This is a genomic window from Nonomuraea sp. NPDC046570 (assembly GCF_040645915.1).
Taxonomy (GTDB): domain Bacteria; phylum Actinomycetota; class Actinomycetes; order Streptosporangiales; family Streptosporangiaceae; genus Nonomuraea.
On the sequence record NZ_JBEYZF010000009.1, the window covers coordinates 236,715 to 252,945 of the forward strand.

Consider the following 16,231-nt stretch of genomic DNA (forward strand, 5'->3'; position numbering starts at 1 on the left):
ACACTCATGGTCAACCGTACGGTCACCATCGGCGGGGACCTCACCGTGAACCGCCTCGGTTTCGGTGCGATGCACCTGACCGGCCCGGACGTCTGGGGACCGCCCGCCGACGTCGACGGCGCGCTGGCCCTGGCGCGGCGCGCGGTCGAGCTCGGCGTGAACCACATCGACACGGCAGACTCCTACGGCCCCGGCACCAGCGAGGAACTGCTGGCGCAGGCGCTGCACCCATACCCCGCCGGGCTGCTGATCGGCACCAAGGCCGGGCAGTCCCGGCCGTCGCGCCACGAGTGGAAGCCGCTCGGCCGCCCGGAGTATCTGCGCCAGCAGGTGGAGCTCAGCCTGCGCAGGCTGCGGCTGGAGACCCTCGACGTGTTCTGGCTCCACCGCATCGACCCGCAGGTGCCGGCGGCCGACCAGTTCGGCGCCCTCAAGTCGCTGCGGGAGCAGGGCAAGATCCGGCACCTCGGGCTGTCGCAGGTCAGCGTCGCGCAGGTCGAGGAGGCGCGGCAGACCATCGACGTGGTCGGCGTGCAGAACCTGTACAACCTCACCAAGCGCGACGACGACGACGTCGTGGACTACTGCGAGCGCGAGGGCCTGGTGTTCGTGCCGTGGCTGCCCATCGCCGCCGGCGCACACGCGACGCAGGCCGGGCCGCTCGCCGAGGTGGCCCGTGAGGTCGATGCGACGCCCGCCCAGGTGTCGCTGGCGTGGCTGCTGCACCGTTCGCCGGTCATGGCCCCCATTCCCGGCACCAGCTCGATCGCCCACCTGGAGGAGAACGTCGCCGCGGCCGACGTGGAACTGACCGCCGAGCAGTTCGACCGCCTGGCGGGGCTCGGCTAACCAAGTCGAAGGGAGCAGGCCATGACCATCCTGATCGTGCACAAGAAGAACCCGAGCCGCAGGTGGCACCTCATCAGGGCCCGGGAGTACGCCGCCCAGCACGGCGAGCGCCTGGTCCTCGTCATGAAGGACCCGACGTGGGAGGCGGAGTACGCCGATCAGATCATCCTCGCCGACACGGGCGACGTCGGCGAGGTGCTGACCGCGGCCAAGGAACTGGCCGCGGCCGGGCAGCAGCCGCTTCATGGCGTGCTCACCTTCGCCGAGGCCAGCGTGCCCGCGGCGGCCAGGGTCGCCGCGGAGTTCGGCCTCCCCTCTGTCAGCGAGCGGACGGCCACCGCGGCACGGGACAAGTTCGCCATGCGGTCGGAGTTCGCCAAGGCCGACGACGTGCCGCAGCCGCGCTTCGGACTGGCCAGGACGCTCGCCGAGGCGCGGGCCGAGGCCGAGCGAATCGGCTTCCCGCTCGTGCTCAAGCCGGTACTCGGCACCGGCAGCATGTACGTGCGCAGCGTGGCCGACGAGGCGGAACTGGCCCAGTACTTCGACTTCCTCCGCCAGGGCGCCTGGCAAGGGTTCACCACCGACCCGCTGTACCACCAGGCGATGGCCGCCTACGACGGCGCGCTGCTGCTGGAGGAGTTCGTGGGCGGCACCGAGATCAGCGTGGAGTGCCTGGTGGTCGACGGGGAGACCAGGGTCGTGGCCCTCCACGACAAGCCGCTGCCCACCGGCCCGACATTCGAGGAGGTCTACGCCTGCACGCCGACCAGGCTGCCCGCGGACCTGATGCCGGCGATCGAGAAGGCCACGGCGGCGGTCCACCGGGCGCTGGGCATCGACACCGGGGGGACGCACGTCGAGTTCCGGCTCCGGCAGGAGCGCGAGCCGGTGGTGCTGGAGGCGGCGGCGCGGCTCGGCGGCGGCCCCATCTGCCGCTCGGTTCATCTGAGCACCGGCGTGGACATGGTGGGCGCGCTGCTGGACCTGGCGACCGGCCGCACCCCGGTGATCGAGCCGCGGGAGCACCCGGACGCCGTCGGCTTCTGGAACATCTTCCCCAAGCGGGGCGGGCGGCTGACCGCCGTGCACGGCGTCGAGCAGGCGCTGGCGGACGAGCGGGTCAAGGAGCTGGAGATCTACCGGGAGATCGGCGAGACGCTCGCCGTACCGCCGCAGACCTTCCAGGGGCACGGCCACCTGATCTTCACCGCGGACGGCGTCGACCGCCTCGACGAGACCTTCACCCAGCTCACCGAGTTGGTCCGGCTGGAAACCGAGCCGGCCTGACACCCCTGAGGAGCAGCCATGCCACGCGTCGCCGTGATCGCCGGCCGTGCCCACGCCGTCCGCTACGCCCACGAGCTCGGGGTGGACGTCGTCCTGGTCCACGAGCCGGACATGTACGAGGACTTCTTCGCCGCCAGGTGCGAGCGGGTGGTGCACGCGTCGACCACCGACACCTCGGCGATCCTGGAGGTTCTCGCCCCCCTGCACCGTGAGCGGCCGTTCGACCGGGTGCTCTCGACCACCGACCTGGGCACGGTCCCGGCGGCCGAGGTCGCCGAGGCCCTCGGCATACCGGGCAACCCGGCCGAGGCCGCGCGCATCCTGAAGGACAAGGCACGGGTGCGGGAGGTGCTCGCCGAGCACGGCCTCGACCCGGTCGCCTTCGCCAGAGTCACCGGCGCCGAGGAGCTGATCGAGTTCGCCGCGTCGATCACCGGCCCGGTGGTGGCCAAGCCGATCGACGCCTCAGGCAGCGTCGGCGTGCATGTGATCCACAGCAGGCAGGACGCGGAACTCGCCTGGAAGGCGCTGCGCGAGGCGGGGCACACCCAGGCCGTCGCCGAGGAGTTCCTCGACGGCCCGCTGGTCACCGTCGAGGCGTTCTCGGCCGCCGGCAGGCACGTCACCCTCGGCGTCACCGAGGAGACGATCAACGATTTCTACGTCGAGACCGGGATCACCGCGCCGAGCCGGGTCCCCGGAGACTACGACGCCGAGATCCGCCGGCTCACCACGGACCTGCTGGACGCGATCGGGATCGTCGAGGGGCCGTCACACACCGAGTTCGTGGTGACGCCGCGCGGGCCGAGGATCCTGGAGTCGCACTGCCGGATGGCGGGCGTCGGCATCCCGGAGATGATCCGCCGCGCCTACGGCGTCGACGAGAACCTGCTGTTCCTCGGCGGTTCGCTCGGGCTGGTAGACCTGCCCGAGCGGGCCCCGGAACCCGTCGGGGGAGCGGCGATCCGCTTCTTCACACCCCCGGAGGGCCGGATCGTGTCGGTCGACGGGCTCGACGAACTCGATCCGGCCATCACCCGGATCAGGCGGGTACGGCCGGACGAGCGGCTGTACGGCTTCCCCGGCCTGTTCGAGGAGCTGACCGAAGCCGAGGTCGGTGTCTGCGTGCCGCTCAACCCGGGCGACTCCACCACAGCCGTGCGTACCGGCTGGGATCTGCGCAACGGCTTCGTGATCGCGTCCGGCGCCGACGCGGACGAGGCCGTCGCCAGGTGCGAGCACGTCCTGTCCACTGTCCGGTTTACCCTGGCCTGAATTCTGAGGAGGGCACCATGTTCCGTCACCTGTTCAAGTCGAAGATCCACCGCGCCACGGTCACCCAGGCCGACCTGCACTACGTGGGATCGCTGACCGTCGACGCCGACCTGCTCGACGCCGCGGACCTGCTGCCCGGCGAGCTGGTCCACGTCGTGGACATCACCAACGGCGCACGGCTGGAGACCTACATCATCGAGGGCGAACGCGGCACCGGCGTGATCGGCATCAACGGCGCGGCCGCGCGGCTGGTCCAGCCGGGCGACCTGGTCATCATCATCAGCTACGCGCTGGTGGCCGAGAGCGAGGCCCGGTCGTTCATCCCGCGGGTGGTGCACGTCGACGGCCGCAACAAGATCGTGGAGCTCGGCTCCGACCCGGCCGCCCCCGTTCCGGGCAGCGACACCGTCCGCGGTGACCTGATGTCGGTCGACTGAACGCCGTTCATCGGAAAGGAGACCCGTGTCCGACGCGGAGCACCCGCCCACGGTGGACAGGCCACCGGAGACGCCCACCGCACCCAGGCAGGAGTCGCTCTTCGCCAACCAGGCGTTCCGCAGGGTTTTCGCCGCCGCCACGGCGAGCATGGTCGGTACGGAGATCACGTTCGTCGCGCTGCCCCTGGTCGCCATCTCCGTGCTGCACGCCGGACCCGGCGAGGTCGGGCTGCTCGGCGTGCTGGAGACGATCGCGTTCCTGCTGATCGGACTGCCCGCCGGGGCGTGGCTGGACCGCACGCGCCGGCGGGGCGTGATGGTGGTGGCCGACCTGGCCCGCGCCCTGCTGCTCGCCTCGATCCCGATCGCCTGGGCGGCCGGCGTGCTGTCGATCTGGCAGCTGTTCGCGGTGGCGCTGCTCACCGGCGTGGCACGGGTGTTCTTCGACGTGGCCAGCCTGAGCTACCTGCCGAGCGCGGTGGGCCGGGACCGCCTCGTACAGGCCAACTCCTACCTCCAGTCGTGGGACGCCGGCGCCACGGTCGCCGGCCCGAGCATCGCCGGCTACCTGATCCAGTTCACCGCCGCGCCCATCGCGCTCGCCATCGACGCCGCCACCTACCTGTGGTCAGCGCTGTGCCTGGTCGGCATCCGCGTCAAGGAGTCACCGCCGGAGGTCAAGGCGGACAGGCGCCTGCTACGCGACGTCGGCGAGGGCCTCCGGTTCGTGCTGCGGCATCCGCTGCTGCGGCCCATCGCGCTGCAGGGCGCCGGGACCAACCTGTTCCTGATGGTCGGCATCACCACGATCCCGCTGCTGTTCACCCGCATCGGCCTGTCCGCGGGCGACGTCGGGATGTTCTTCACCTTCGGCGGGGTGGGCATCCTGCTCGGCTCGGCACTGGCCAGGCGGGTCGCCGACCGGCTGGGCTACGGGCCGTCGCTGTGGCTCGTCGGGCTCGCCGGGGCACCGCTGTGCCTGCTGGTGCCGATGGTCCAGGACGGGATGTGGCAGTGGATCGCGTCCGGCTGCTGGATGGCCGTGACCTTCCGGATCGGCATGAACAACGTGGTGCTGGTGAGCTTCCGGCAGCGGGTGACCCCGGACCGGCTGCTCGGCAGGATGAACGCCACGATGCGGTTCCTGATGACGGGAGCGCTGGCGCTGGGCGCCGCGGTGGCCGGTCTGGTGGGCCACCTGGCGGGTGTCCGCGTCTCACTGTGGGTGGCCGCGGTCGGCCTCTCCCTGGTGTGGCTGCCGGTCTTCTTCTCCCCGCTGCGCTCGATGCGGGAACTCCCCTCGGACACAGAGCACTAGCCAGGAGGCGCCCATGTACGACGAGATCACCGACGCGTACCTGACCGAGGTGCGCGACGGCAACCGCGCGCTGCTGGAGGCGATGCGCACGGCGCCGTTCGGCGCCGCGTACCGCACGGCGCACGGCCCCAAGGTGAGGCTGCCCCGGCCGCTGTTCGTGGAGGGGGAGCGGATGCGCGCGCTCGGCGCGGATCTGCACGCGCTGTACACACTGGTCTTCCAGCTCCCGCGACGGCTCTTCGACGGCGACCCGGACGCCTACCTCGCCGAACTCGGCGTGGACGACGCGAGGGCGGCGGTGCTGCGCCGATACCGAAGCACACCGGTCGTCTACGGCCGGGCCGACGTGTACGACGACGGGGAGTCGTACAAGGCGCTCGAGTTCAATGTGGGCAGCTCGCTCGGCGGCGTCGACCGGTCCGCCGTCCAGAGCGGGCTCATGGAGGTGGACGCGTTCCGGGACTTCGCGGAGCGGCACCGGCTCGCGTACGTCCACACCGGGCAGCGGCTGGCCGAGGAGTGGCGCAAGGCCGCGGCACCGATCACCGGGGGCGCCGACCCGGTCGTCGCCTTCGTGGAGTGCGACGGCGGGCTCGGCGACTTCCTCCCCCTGGTCGAGTCGCTCCGCGAGGTGATGGCGAGCCAGGGCATCGAGCTGCTGCTCGGCGAGATCAGCCAGGTCGCGGAGCGGGACGGCCGGCTGCATTTGCACGGCAGAGCGGTGGACGTGGTGCTGCGGTACTACACGGAGAACGAGGTCGTCTCCGGTGAGGCGCCCATGGACGCCGTGGAGCGCATCGACCGCGCGCACGAGGAGGGCCGGGTGGTGCTGTGGACGACGCTGGACAGCGCGCTTTACCACAGCAAGAGCTGTCTGGCCATGCTCTCCGATGAGCGTTGGCGGCAGGCGTTCACCCCCGGCGAGGTGGCACTGATCGACCGGGTGCTGCCGTGGACGCGCACGCTGAACACCCCGTCGTCCACCGTGGACGGCCAGCCGGTGGACCTCATCGACCACTGCAGGGAGAACCGCGCCGACCTGATCCTCAAACCGAGAGCGGACTTCAGCGGCCGGGGCATCGTCGTCGGCTGGGAGACCGACGACCGGGACTGGCACGCGGCCCTGCTCGCCGGCCGCGACAGCGGCGCGATCGTGCAGCGGCGGGTACGGCCGAAGCCCTTCCCCATCGTGGACCCGGACACCGGCGCGCAGTCGTCGTGGATCTCCGTGCTCGGGCCCTTCATCATGCCGGGCGGCGGATACTCCGGCTGCTACGCCCGCGCCAAGCCGGAGGGCGCCGCCCTGGTCAAGGGACTCGGCGACGGGGCGTCGACCGGGGTGTTCCACACCGAGAGGGGGGCGTGATGGCCGACCACGTGACCGAGGCCTACCTCCGGCGCTGCCGGGCCGGGGACGGCGATCTGCTCGGGGCGATGAGCGGGATCCGCCTGCCGGAGAAGTTCGCCGCCTCCTGCGCGCACCGGCTGCTGCCGCGGCCGTTCTTCATGGCGCGCAAGGACATCCTGACCTTCGCCGACGAGCTGGCCTGGCTGTTCGACCTGCTCGTGTCGCTACCCGAGCGGCGCTACGGCGGCGACCTGGCCGCGTTCTGCGCGGCGCTCGGATTCGACCCGCGGAGCCGGGCGCTGCTCGCCCGGTTCCCCGAGCGCCCCACCCTGTACGGCAGAGCCGACCTGTACCACGACGGCGACTCCTTCCGGCTCCTGGAGTTCAACCTCGGCAGCGCCCTCGGCGGCGCCGACCGGGCCGAGATCTCCGCCGCGCTGCTCGACGTGCCCGCGTTCCGCGCGTTCGCCGAGGACCACGACCTCGGCTTCGTCCACACCGGACAGCGGGTGGCCGCCGCCCTGCGCGCCGCGTCGGCGCCGGTGACCGGTGACCGCGATCCCGTCGTGGGGTTCGTCGAGGCGGACGGCGAACTGCCGACGTACCTGCCTCTGGTCCACTCGTTCCAGGAGATGCTCGCGGCGCAGGGGATCGAGGTGGTGCTCGGGGAGGTGAGCCAGACCGCCTACGACGGCACCGAGTTGACCGTCGGCGGACGCCGGGTCGACCTGGTGCTGCGCTACTTCAACATCGGCGAGCTGATGTCCACGACGGACGGCGAACGCTCGGTGGAGCCGATTCTCCGCGCCCACGCCGACGGCGCGGCCGTGCTGTACACGACGCTCGCCAGCGAGGTGTACAACAACAAGGGCTGCCTGGCGATGCTCGCCGACCCGCAATGCCGCGCCGTGCTGTCCGGCGAGGAATTGAGCCTGGTGGACCGGGTGCTGCCGTGGACCAGGAGGCTCGCCGCTGGTGAGTCCGACGTGGACGGCGAACAGGTCGACCTCGTGGAGCACTGCCTCGCCCACCGCCGTGATCTGATCATCAAACCGTGGGCGGACTTCGGCGGGTCGGGGATCGTCGCCGGCTGGGAGGTGGACGCCTCCGAGTGGCGGGCCGCGGTCGAGCGCGGGGTCGCCACCGGGGCGGTGGTCCAGCGGCGGGTCGTGCCGCGCGAGGAGCCGGTGGTGAACCCGGAGACCGGCGAGCTGGAGATCTGGGCCGCCGCGTGGGACGCCTTCCTCACCCCCGACGGCTACGCGGGCTCGCACATCCGCGCCCTGCCGTACGGGGAGGGCGCGGTCATCGGCATGGGCGCCACACCCGCGGCCCGCACCACCGGCATCTTCCTCTACTGACCCGCCCGCCCCTCAGCAGGGCAGACGGTGCCCGGTTCGGGGAGCGTCAGGTCGGTCAGGTACCTGGTGGCGTACCGGATCGGGCATTTCTTGCCCGACAGGTACATGACGTGACCGGGCCCGTCGTAGGCGACGGTCACCGATCCCGGGATCATGCCGGTGAAGCTCTCGGTCGACGTGTAGTCGATCCAGGTGGTGCCGACCCCAAGCATCGGCGGCAGACCGCGCGTGGGCAGCGGGCGGGCCGGGTTGGCCACCGGCATCGGCCAGCCCGCGCAGCCCAACTGGTTGATAGCCGCTCCCACGTAGCCCGATGAGATCTTCCGCGCTTTCCGGCGGAAGTCCTCAAGCTGGGCATAGCTGGCGTATCCGCGGCCATCCCCGCAGCTCATCACCTGCGCTCCGGGCGTCGCCGCGATCCACGCGTTGAAGAGCGCCGAATCGGCGAACCCCGACCCGTCCCCGCGTCGCGCCTTGTCCACCGAATCCGCGAAGGTCATCCAGTTGGCGTTCTTCGGCCCCGGGTCGAGGGGGAGCGTGGATCCCAACAGCCATCCGGTCAGTTTCCCGTCGCCGTACTGCGAGGAGGTGACCGGAATCGGACGGCGATCGGCGTCCCGGAGGAGCTTGCGCCACACCGCCCCGGCGTCCTCGCCGTGCAGCGCGCAGGCGGGAGTGTCCGCGCACCACTCCGCGAACCTGGTGGCCATCCGTCGCAGGACGGGCAGGGCCAGCAACTCCTGTGCGGGCCAGCCCTTGGTCTGGTTGTTCACGCCGTCGAGGTACATGGCCCGGATGCGCTGCGGGAACAGCCGGGCGTACGCGGCGGCCGCCACCCCGCCGGTGCCGCTGGCCATGAAACTCAGCCGCTCCTCGCCCAGCGCCGCGCGGATCGCCTCCATGTCCCGGGCGATCGACAGAGAGTCCAGGTGCGCGAACAGCCCGGTCGTGTCCGCCTTCTGACACTCCTTGAACGCATCGTTCATCCCTGCGGCCAGCGCCGCGAACTCCTTCTTGTGACGCGGGTCGCGCAGCGACACCCCCGGCTGCTTGCACACTGCGGGCATCTGCGCGATCCACACGGTGGCACGCGTGTCGAAGCCGACGAGATCGAATCTGCGCCGCAGCTCGGTGAGGTCCGCCGCGGCACGGGTCAGGCCCTCGATCCCGAAACCGGCGGGGATGCCCAGGACGCTACCGATCCGGCGCGTGGGCTCGGTGGCCGGCAGCCGGGCCAGATCCAGTGTGATCTTCGGCCCCTCCGGCTCCGCCCAGTCCGCGGGCACCTCGACCGCTGCGCACTGCATTCCCGCAGGCACACCCCCGCTCCCGCAGTCCCGCCACGCCGGCCGCCCGTCATCCCGGGCAGCCGACGCCGCCGGGGCCATCACCGCCAACACCGCCGCCGCCACGGCGATCACCAGCCACCTGCTCCTGCCGCGTACGCCGTAGCGCTCACTCAGGTTCATAGCGCGAATCGCGATCATGATCCCAGCGTGCCGCCGCGAGCAGCCGGTTTCTTCCTCCCCCGGAACCGTTCCCGCAGAGGCGATCTAGGATCCTGCTCCTACTCTGGCCGGGCCTTCCTGCAGGCGACGATCACGGCTGCCTCCGATGCGGATCACCGGCAGCTTCGAGACCTCCAGCCTCCCCAGATGGTCACCACGCTTGCCCCCAAGCCGTAGGCCTCACCGATCATCTACAGCATCACGCTGCGGTTGCTGCGCCGCCTCGCCGACCGCGGAGCCCACGCCAAGGCCCGCGTGCCCGCGCCGATTGCCGAAAGCACGACTCGGGGCCGGGCAGGCTGAAACCGGCCTCGGGTGAGCAGTCGGCTCGCCGGGCCGGGATGGACGAACCGCGGCGGCCTACCTGGCCCGCGTAGTGCCGCAGGTCACGGACGCCATCATGCGGAAGGTGCGCGACAGCCAACGGCCGGGGACCTGCGCGGCCCCCTGGGCTGAGCCCAGCGATCATTTGAGGGTGCCGCAGGCCACCCGGCCGCCCGCGTCGCCCGTTCGCAGCGTGGCCTCGTCCGGGCCCGTGGAGCTGTAGCGCGCCGGGATGTTGGCGAGGTTGTCGGGAAGGGCGTGCACGATGACGGCGCTGCCGTCGGCGTCCGTGAGCTGCCGCAGCCTGAACCGGTCGGTGACCACCGAGGCGGTGCCGGAGCCGTCCTGGGCGACCAGCAGCGGAGGCAGGTCCCCCGAGTGGTTCGCGTGCGTGGAGCCGGTCAGGTCGAAGTGGCCGCCCGCGGTGAAGAACGGGGACACCTTCCCGGTCGCCGGATCGACGGCGGCGGGATCACAGACGCCGACCGAGTGGATGTGGAAGCCGTGGAATCCCGGCGCCAGGCCCTTGACCGTGACCGACAGGCGCGACCTGGCGTACCCCTCCGGCTTGAGCACGAGCCTCCCGACCGTGTCGCCCGCGACGTCCCGGATGGTGACCGTGTACGGGTGCGCCTCGTTCGACGTGGTGGCCTCGGCCACGGCGCTGACGCCGACGGCCGCGACGGCGGTGAGCAGCGTCGCACTGATGGCCAGGTGAATCGTCCTGCCGAGCGTCCCTACCTGCGGTAACAGCGCCATCGCGAACCGACCCTTCGATACGGAGGAAATGTACGGCTCAAACGAGAGTAAGTGCCACAGTTGCCCGATATAGAGATATTTCGCGGCATTTTATATAGCTATTTCATTGGTATCCGGAGTTATGGTCCCCCCCAACGGGCTGCGCTTCGTGGGCGCGTGGTGCACCCCGGGGCGGGCGGGCCTGCGGGCCCGCCCGCCTCAGAACAGGAAGAGCTCGATGACCGGCACCGGCGTGCCGGGGCGTCGCACCGGCAGCTGAAGGGTGAGGGTGCCGGGCGGCTGCCCACCCATCCGGGTGTTGTGGGCGGTCTGGCGCGGGTCCGTCGTGACCTGCCTGATCTCCGACGCGTCGTTGAGCAGTTGGGCATAACGGACCTTGCCCGCCAGACCAGGCAGATGGACATGGCGCAGCGGCCAGCTGAACAGATGCAGGTAGAGCCGGTCGCCGCGCTGAGTGAGGCGGCAGTCGGGCGGGGCGGTGAACTCCGACGGCCCGCACCCGCGGATCGCGCGCTCGTGCAGATCCATCCACGACCCGATCTCCGCCAGTACGGCCGCCGCCCGGGGATCGATCTCCCCGCGCCCGGTGGGGCCGACGTTGAGCAGCAGGTTGCCGCCCTTGGACACCCCGTCGACGAGCATCCTGATCAGCAGGTCGGCGCTCTTGTCGTCGAGGTTGTCCCGGTCGTAACCCCAGCTGCCGTTCAGTGTCTGGCACGCCTCCCAGAGCCCGGCGAGCGGCCCCGACGGCTGGTACTGCTCGGGCGTGATGAAGTCGCCGGGAATGCCCAGCCTGTCGTTCACCAGGATGCCCGGCTGCAGCTCACGTACCATCGCCAGCAGTTCCTTCGCCCCCCAGTCCTCGGGGCCCTTGCCGCCCCACCACTCGGTGCGCGTGGAGTAGGAGAAGTCGAAGAACAGGTAGTCGATCGTGCCGTAGCGGGTGAGCAGCTCCCTGACCTGGCCGTGTAGGTAGCGCCGGTATTCGGCGATGTCCCCGGCGGGGACGGACTCGGAGTCGCGCTGCGGATGGGTCCCGTCCACGGGGAAGGCGGGGTGGTGCCAGTCGATCAGCGAGTGGTAGAACCCGACCTTGAGCCCTTCGGCGCGGCACGCCTCGACGAAAGGCTCGACCAGGTCGCGCCCGCAGGGGGTGTTGGTCGCCTTGTAGTCGGTCAGTTCGCTGTCCCACAGGCAGAAGCCGTCGTGGTGCTTGGTCGTCAGCACGATGTAGCGCATGCCCGCGGCCTTGGCGGTCCTGGCCCAGGCGGCAGGGTCGTAGCGGTCGGGATCGAAGTGGTCGAAATACGGCTGGTACTGCTCGTCGGTCATCCGCTCGTGCGTCTTGACCCACTCGTGCCGGGCGGCCAGCGAGTACAGGCCCCAATGCACGAACATGCCAAAACGATCATTAGTAAACCAGGTCATGAAAAATCACCCCTTGAGGGCGCCGGACGACAGCCCGTGCACGAACGAGCGCTGGAAGAACAGAAAGACGATCACCGAGGGCAGCAGCGCGAGCAACGACGCCGCCATCACCACGCCGGGCGTGACGATCGGGTCGATCCGCAGGGTCCGCAGGGCCAGGGGCAGGGTGTAGGTCGAGGAGTCGCTGGCCACCAGCATCGGCAGCAGGTACTGGTCCCAGATCATGGTGAAGCCGAAGACCCCGATGACGCCCAGGGCCGGCCTGCACATCGGCAGGATGATCTGGGCGAAGATCCGGAGCTCGCCGGCCCCGTCGATGCGCGCCGCCTCCTCCAGTTCCCGCGGCACGTCCTTCATGAACTCCGTCATGACCAGGATGGAGAACGCCCAGGCGCCCAGCGGCACGATCATGCCGGCCAGGGTGCCGATCAGGTTGACATGAAGCAGCGGCAGGTCGGACAGGATCAGCGACAGCGGGATCGCCAGGATCTCCTCCGGCAGCATGAGCGTGGCCAGGATGGCGACGAACACCAGCGTCATGAACGGGAATCTCTTGCGCGCCAGCGCGTAGGACGCCAGCGTCGAGACCACCACCTGCAGCAGCAGCCCGAACCCCACCACGAAGAAGGAGTTCAGCAGGTACTTCAGCACGCCCTGGTCGACGGCGACCGTGAAGTTGTCCAGGGTCGGGTTGGAGGGCACGACGCTCAGCTGCGTCGGATCCGACACATGGTTGAAGGCGCTGACCAGCAGCGCCAGCAGCGGCCCCGCGAACACCACCAGGACCAGCGTGTGGATCACCAGCTTCAGCAGCCGCCCGGCGGCCGTCGTGCTCTCCTTGAGGCCGAGGGCGGTCTCGCTGGCGGCGCTCATTCCTTCTCCCTTCGCCTGAGGACGGACACGACCACGGTCAGCAGCAGCGTGGCGAGGAACAGCAGGACCGCCCCGGCCGACGCGACGCCCAGCCGGTTCTGCTCCAGGCCCAACTTGGTGATCAGGGTCATGACGACTTCGGTGGAGCCGTTCGGGCCGCCGTTGGTCAGCAGGAACACCTCGGTGAAGACCCGCAGCCCGCGGATGGCGGCCAGGATGAACAGGATGGAGAACACCGACCGCAGGCCGGGCAGGGTCACGTGGAGCAGCCTGCGCGCCCGCGAGGCGCCGTCGACGGTCGCCGCCTCGTACAGGTCCCGGTTCACCCCCGCCAGCCCGGCCAGAAAGATCATCATGTCGTACGGCGCGCCCCGCCAGATGCCGGTCACGATGACCGAGGCCATCGAGGTGTGGGGGTCGTTGATGAACCCGGAGGGGCCGAGCCCCACCAGGCCGATGAGGGAGTTCAGCATGCCGTCGCCGGTCGGGTGATACATGATCCGCCACAGCTCGGCGACGACCGCCATCGGCACGACGACCGGCAGGAAGGCTGCGGAGCGGATGAAGCTCAGCCGGTGACTCTGCCCCTCCATCAGCAGCGCCAGGACCAGGCCGAGCAGCATCGAACCGGCCGTCTGGCACAGCGCCAGCAGCACGGTGTGCCAGGCGGCCTGCTGGAAGCCGTCGGAGGCGACGACCTTGGCGTAGTTGTCCCCGCCCACCCATTGGTTGCCCAGGAACGGCTGCACGTTCTGGAAGGACATCACGAGGGCGTTGCCCATCGGGACGAACTTGAAGTACAGGAACAGGATGAGCGCGGGGGACAGGAACAGCCACGGTACCCACCAGCGCCCGCCCCGGCCGCTGCCCCTGCGTACAGCGGGGGCAGCGGCGGGATCGACGGTGACTGGCTCCGCCTGGTCAACGCTCATGACGCGGCGACGCCCTGCTCCGCCAGGATCTCGGCGAGCTTCGTGTCGAGCTTCCGGAGTTCCGCGTTCAGGTCCAGGGCGCAGTCCGCGACCAGGGCGTTGACGGTCTCCGCCGCGGTCTGCCGCACCGGCGTCCAGTTGGGGATCGACGGGGCGTAGTGGCCGGAGGCCTGGTAGATCTCGGCGAAGGTCTTCCACCGGGGATCGGGGCGCACCTGGCTGATGTCGACGGACTTGTTGACGGGCAACTGGACGATGTAGGCGGTGTCGCCCTCCATACCCACCTTCTGGCCTTCCGCCGAGGTCGCGAAGGAGGCGAAGGCGTCCTGCGCGGCGTTGTTCGGCGAGCCGGCCATCAGGTAGATCGCGCCGCCCTCGGCGAGCACGTCGGCGTTCTTGGCGCCCTTGGGCATGGGCACGACCTCGTACTTGTCCTTGCCGAGCGACTTGTCGTACCGGGGCAGGAGGTAGGGGCCGACGACGTACATGCCGGTCTTGCCCGCCTCGAAGGTCTCGTTGGTCGGCGGGGTGTCCATGGTGACGGCGCCGGGCTGGATGACCTTGTCCTTGCAGCCGAGGTCGCGGAACCACTGCATGGCGGCGGTGGACTCGGCGGTGGACATGGCCGGCTTGAACTTGCCGCCGCCCGCGTCGGCGACGAAGTCGCCACCGGCCGCCCAGAGGAAGTTGGAGAAGTACCACGACGCGTAGCCGCGCTTGGTCGAAAGCGGCGCCGCCAGCCCGTAGGTGTCGTTCTTGCCGTTGCCGTCGGGGTCCTTCTCGGTGAACGCCTTGGCCATGGCCGCGAGATCGGCCCAGCTCTGCGGCGCCTGCAAGCCCAGCTTCTCCCGCCAGTCCTTACGGATCAGCAGGGCGGTGGCCTGGGCGGAGTACGGCACGCTGTACTGCTTGCCGTCGATGGCCTTGCCGGAGGCGAGCCCGCGCTCGGTGAGGTCCTTGGCGCTGGCGAGCTTGCCGAGGTCGATCTCCCGCAGCAGACCCTGGCTCTGCATGGTGCCCAGTTGGGTGACGTCGTTCATGACGATGTCGGGCAGGTCCTTCTGGGCGGCCCGCTGCTGCATCTTCGTCTCGAAGTCGTCGAAGATCGCCGTCACCTTGACCTTGTACCCCGTCGCCTTCTCGAACGCGGCCGCCAGCCTGAGCGTGCCCTGCTCGCCGGGCCCGCCGGGCGTGGTCCTGGTCCAGAGCTCGAGCGAAGCCTTGGCGTTCTGCTCGACGTTCGTTCCCGCCGCGCCTGACGAGCATCCGGACAGCACCATCATGGAAGCCAGAATCAATCGTGTTCTGTGTGTGGAGGCTGTTCGCATATGTGGACGACTCCCTCTCCTTGGATAGCGTTTTCCGGACGCTAACGCTGTGTGCGTTCAAGGTCAATGCTCCGATGACTAGAAGCTCACCGTTGGTACCGATCTAATGTGCGGCGAGACGCCTGCCCATACATCCGATGTAAATGTGACCTTGGAGTGAGAGATGGCGACAGCATTGCTGGTCATGGAGGAGCGCCGCCGGGCGGATGTCTACCCGGAATCGGTGCTCCAAGGACTGGGTGACCTGGTCAGATGGCAGCGGCCCGCGCTGACGCGGGAGCAACTGGCCGCCGATCCCGGCGTGCTGAACGAGGTGGACCTCCTGCTCACGGGGTGGGGAGCGCCGGTCCTCGACACCGGCCTGCTGGGCCACGCCCCACGGCTGCGCGCGGTGCTGGTGGCCGCGGGCTCCGTGCGCTCGCTGACCACGCCGGAGTTCTGGGCACGACAGATCCCGATCGTCTCCGCCGCGTCGGCCAACGCGATCCCGGTGGCGGAGTTCACGCTGGCCCAGATCCTGCTGGCGCTCAAACAGTTCCACCGGATCTCCCGCGAGATCAAGGAGCAGAGGCGCTATCCAGACGAGGTACGGGTCACCGGGGCGTACGGGTCGAGGGTGGGGTTGCTCGGCCTCGGCGAGATCGGCCGCCTGGTCGCCTCCCACCTGCGCCGCTTCGCCCTCGACGTGGTCGCGACCGATCCGGTGGCCGATCCCGCGGTCGCGGCGGGGCTCGGAGTGCGCCTGGTCCCGCTCACCGAACTCTTCGAGAGCTGCGATGTCGTCAGCCTCCACGCACCGCTCGTCGAACAGACCAAGGGCCTGGTCAACGGCGACCTCCTCGCCAGGCTCCGCACCGGTGCGACACTCATCAACACCGCCCGTGGCGCCGTCGTCGACGAGCCGTCCGTCATCGAAGTCCTCCGGCGCCGGCCCGACCTCACCGCGGTCCTCGACGTCACCTGGCCGGAGCCGCCACCCTCGGGATCCTCGCTGTACGGCCTGCCCAACGTCGTCCTGACGCCGCATCTGGCAGGGGCGATGGGCGCCGAGCGCGCCCGGATGGGCGAACTGGTTCTGGAGGAGGTCCGCCGCCTGCTCGCGGGAGTGCCGCTCCGCCACGCCGTGGACCCCGCCCTGGCGAGCCTACGGGCGTGACCACCGGCCCGGTCCGCCCCCGCCGCCCCGGACCGCCGAATCCGG

At 70.2% G+C, this 16,231-nt stretch carries 14 protein-coding genes; 8 read left to right on the forward strand and 6 right to left on the reverse strand.

Annotated features, from left to right (window positions below; all coding sequences use genetic code 11):
* Window positions 1-6: 6 nt before the first annotated feature.
* The 7 genes from ABZ911_RS17595 to ABZ911_RS17625 are packed head-to-tail and all read left to right on the forward strand — an operon-like array spanning window position 7 to window position 7,878.
* Window positions 7-849 carry an aldo/keto reductase gene (locus ABZ911_RS17595; RefSeq protein WP_358056325.1) on the forward strand — a complete coding sequence of 281 codons (843 nt, stop codon included), beginning with the start codon at window positions 7-9 and terminating at the stop codon, window positions 847-849.
* A 21-nt stretch (window positions 850-870) separates the two neighbouring features.
* Window positions 871-2,139 (forward strand): ATP-grasp domain-containing protein, encoded by a 1,269-nt coding sequence (locus ABZ911_RS17600; RefSeq protein WP_358056327.1) that lies wholly within the window; start codon window positions 871-873, stop codon window positions 2,137-2,139.
* An 18-nt stretch (window positions 2,140-2,157) separates the two neighbouring features.
* Window positions 2,158-3,414 carry an ATP-grasp domain-containing protein gene (locus ABZ911_RS17605; protein ID WP_358056329.1) on the forward strand — a complete coding sequence of 419 codons (1,257 nt, stop codon included), beginning with the start codon at window positions 2,158-2,160 and terminating at the stop codon, window positions 3,412-3,414.
* Between the two features lie 17 nt (window positions 3,415-3,431).
* Window positions 3,432-3,851, forward strand: coding sequence for an aspartate 1-decarboxylase (gene panD, locus ABZ911_RS17610; RefSeq protein WP_358056331.1), 420 nt, complete (start codon window positions 3,432-3,434; stop codon window positions 3,849-3,851).
* 25 nt (window positions 3,852-3,876) lie between these two features.
* Window positions 3,877-5,169, forward strand: a complete 1,293-nt coding sequence (locus tag ABZ911_RS17615; protein WP_358056333.1) for an MFS transporter — start codon at window positions 3,877-3,879, stop codon at window positions 5,167-5,169.
* Window positions 5,170-5,182: 13 nt separating this feature from the next.
* Window positions 5,183-6,535 (forward strand): hypothetical protein, encoded by a 1,353-nt coding sequence (locus ABZ911_RS17620; RefSeq protein WP_358056335.1) that lies wholly within the window; start codon window positions 5,183-5,185, stop codon window positions 6,533-6,535.
* Window positions 6,535-7,878 (forward strand): hypothetical protein, encoded by a 1,344-nt coding sequence (locus ABZ911_RS17625; RefSeq protein ID WP_358056337.1) that lies wholly within the window; start codon window positions 6,535-6,537, stop codon window positions 7,876-7,878. The genes ABZ911_RS17620 and ABZ911_RS17625 overlap by 1 nt, the downstream gene beginning before the upstream one ends.
* Here the strand turns inward: ABZ911_RS17625 and ABZ911_RS17630 are convergent.
* The 6 genes from ABZ911_RS17630 to ABZ911_RS17655 all read right to left on the reverse strand — a co-directional run bounded on the left by ABZ911_RS17630 (window position 7,872) and on the right by ABZ911_RS17655 (window position 14,985).
* Window positions 7,872-9,365 carry an alpha/beta fold hydrolase gene (locus ABZ911_RS17630; RefSeq protein ID WP_358056339.1) on the reverse strand — a complete coding sequence of 498 codons (1,494 nt, stop codon included), beginning with the start codon at window positions 9,363-9,365 and terminating at the stop codon, window positions 7,872-7,874. The genes ABZ911_RS17625 and ABZ911_RS17630 overlap by 7 nt on opposite strands.
* 486 nt (window positions 9,366-9,851) lie before the next feature.
* Complete coding sequence (locus ABZ911_RS17635) at window positions 9,852-10,469, reverse strand: superoxide dismutase family protein (RefSeq protein ID WP_358056341.1); 618 nt, start codon at window positions 10,467-10,469, stop codon at window positions 9,852-9,854.
* Between the two features lie 198 nt (window positions 10,470-10,667).
* Window positions 10,668-11,897, reverse strand: coding sequence for an alpha-L-fucosidase (locus ABZ911_RS17640; RefSeq protein ID WP_358056343.1), 1,230 nt, complete (start codon window positions 11,895-11,897; stop codon window positions 10,668-10,670).
* A gap of 6 nt (window positions 11,898-11,903) precedes the next feature.
* A complete protein-coding gene (locus ABZ911_RS17645; protein ID WP_358056345.1) occupies window positions 11,904-12,770 on the reverse strand; it encodes a carbohydrate ABC transporter permease in 867 nt (288 codons plus the stop codon).
* Window positions 12,767-13,702 (reverse strand): sugar ABC transporter permease, encoded by a 936-nt coding sequence (locus ABZ911_RS17650; RefSeq protein ID WP_358056347.1) that lies wholly within the window; start codon window positions 13,700-13,702, stop codon window positions 12,767-12,769. The genes ABZ911_RS17645 and ABZ911_RS17650 overlap by 4 nt, the downstream gene beginning before the upstream one ends.
* Window positions 13,699-14,985, reverse strand: coding sequence for a sugar ABC transporter substrate-binding protein (locus ABZ911_RS17655; protein WP_358056349.1), 1,287 nt, complete (start codon window positions 14,983-14,985; stop codon window positions 13,699-13,701). Before ABZ911_RS17655 ends, ABZ911_RS17650 begins: the two co-directional genes overlap by 4 nt.
* A 208-nt stretch (window positions 14,986-15,193) precedes the next feature.
* Here ABZ911_RS17655 and ABZ911_RS17660 point away from each other — a divergent pair, with 208 nt between their 5' ends.
* Window positions 15,194-16,186 (forward strand): hydroxyacid dehydrogenase, encoded by a 993-nt coding sequence (locus ABZ911_RS17660; RefSeq protein WP_358056351.1) that lies wholly within the window; start codon window positions 15,194-15,196, stop codon window positions 16,184-16,186.
* Window positions 16,187-16,231 lie beyond the last annotated feature (45 nt).

What these genes read in the sequence shown, in the direction of transcription:
- ABZ911_RS17595 (WP_358056325.1), top strand. Translation starts at nt 7, where the DNA reads ATGGTCAACCGTACGGTCACCATCGGCGGGGACCTCACCGTGAACCGC.
- ABZ911_RS17600 (WP_358056327.1), top strand. Translation starts at nt 871, where the DNA reads ATGACCATCCTGATCGTGCACAAGAAGAACCCGAGCCGCAGGTGGCAC.
- ABZ911_RS17605 (WP_358056329.1), top strand. Translation starts at nt 2,158, where the DNA reads ATGCCACGCGTCGCCGTGATCGCCGGCCGTGCCCACGCCGTCCGCTAC.
- panD (WP_358056331.1), top strand. Translation starts at nt 3,432, where the DNA reads ATGTTCCGTCACCTGTTCAAGTCGAAGATCCACCGCGCCACGGTCACC.
- ABZ911_RS17620 (WP_358056335.1), top strand. Translation starts at nt 5,183, where the DNA reads ATGTACGACGAGATCACCGACGCGTACCTGACCGAGGTGCGCGACGGC.
- ABZ911_RS17625 (WP_358056337.1), top strand. Translation starts at nt 6,535, where the DNA reads ATGGCCGACCACGTGACCGAGGCCTACCTCCGGCGCTGCCGGGCCGGG.
- ABZ911_RS17630 (WP_358056339.1), bottom strand. Translation starts at nt 9,365, where the DNA reads ATGATCGCGATTCGCGCTATGAACCTGAGTGAGCGCTACGGCGTACGC.
- ABZ911_RS17635 (WP_358056341.1), bottom strand. Translation starts at nt 10,469, where the DNA reads ATGGCGCTGTTACCGCAGGTAGGGACGCTCGGCAGGACGATTCACCTG.
- ABZ911_RS17640 (WP_358056343.1), bottom strand. Translation starts at nt 11,897, where the DNA reads ATGACCTGGTTTACTAATGATCGTTTTGGCATGTTCGTGCATTGGGGC.
- ABZ911_RS17645 (WP_358056345.1), bottom strand. Translation starts at nt 12,770, where the DNA reads ATGAGCGCCGCCAGCGAGACCGCCCTCGGCCTCAAGGAGAGCACGACG.
- ABZ911_RS17650 (WP_358056347.1), bottom strand. Translation starts at nt 13,702, where the DNA reads ATGAGCGTTGACCAGGCGGAGCCAGTCACCGTCGATCCCGCCGCTGCC.
- ABZ911_RS17655 (WP_358056349.1), bottom strand. Translation starts at nt 14,985, where the DNA reads ATGATGGTGCTGTCCGGATGCTCGTCAGGCGCGGCGGGAACGAACGTC.
- ABZ911_RS17660 (WP_358056351.1), top strand. Translation starts at nt 15,194, where the DNA reads ATGGCGACAGCATTGCTGGTCATGGAGGAGCGCCGCCGGGCGGATGTC.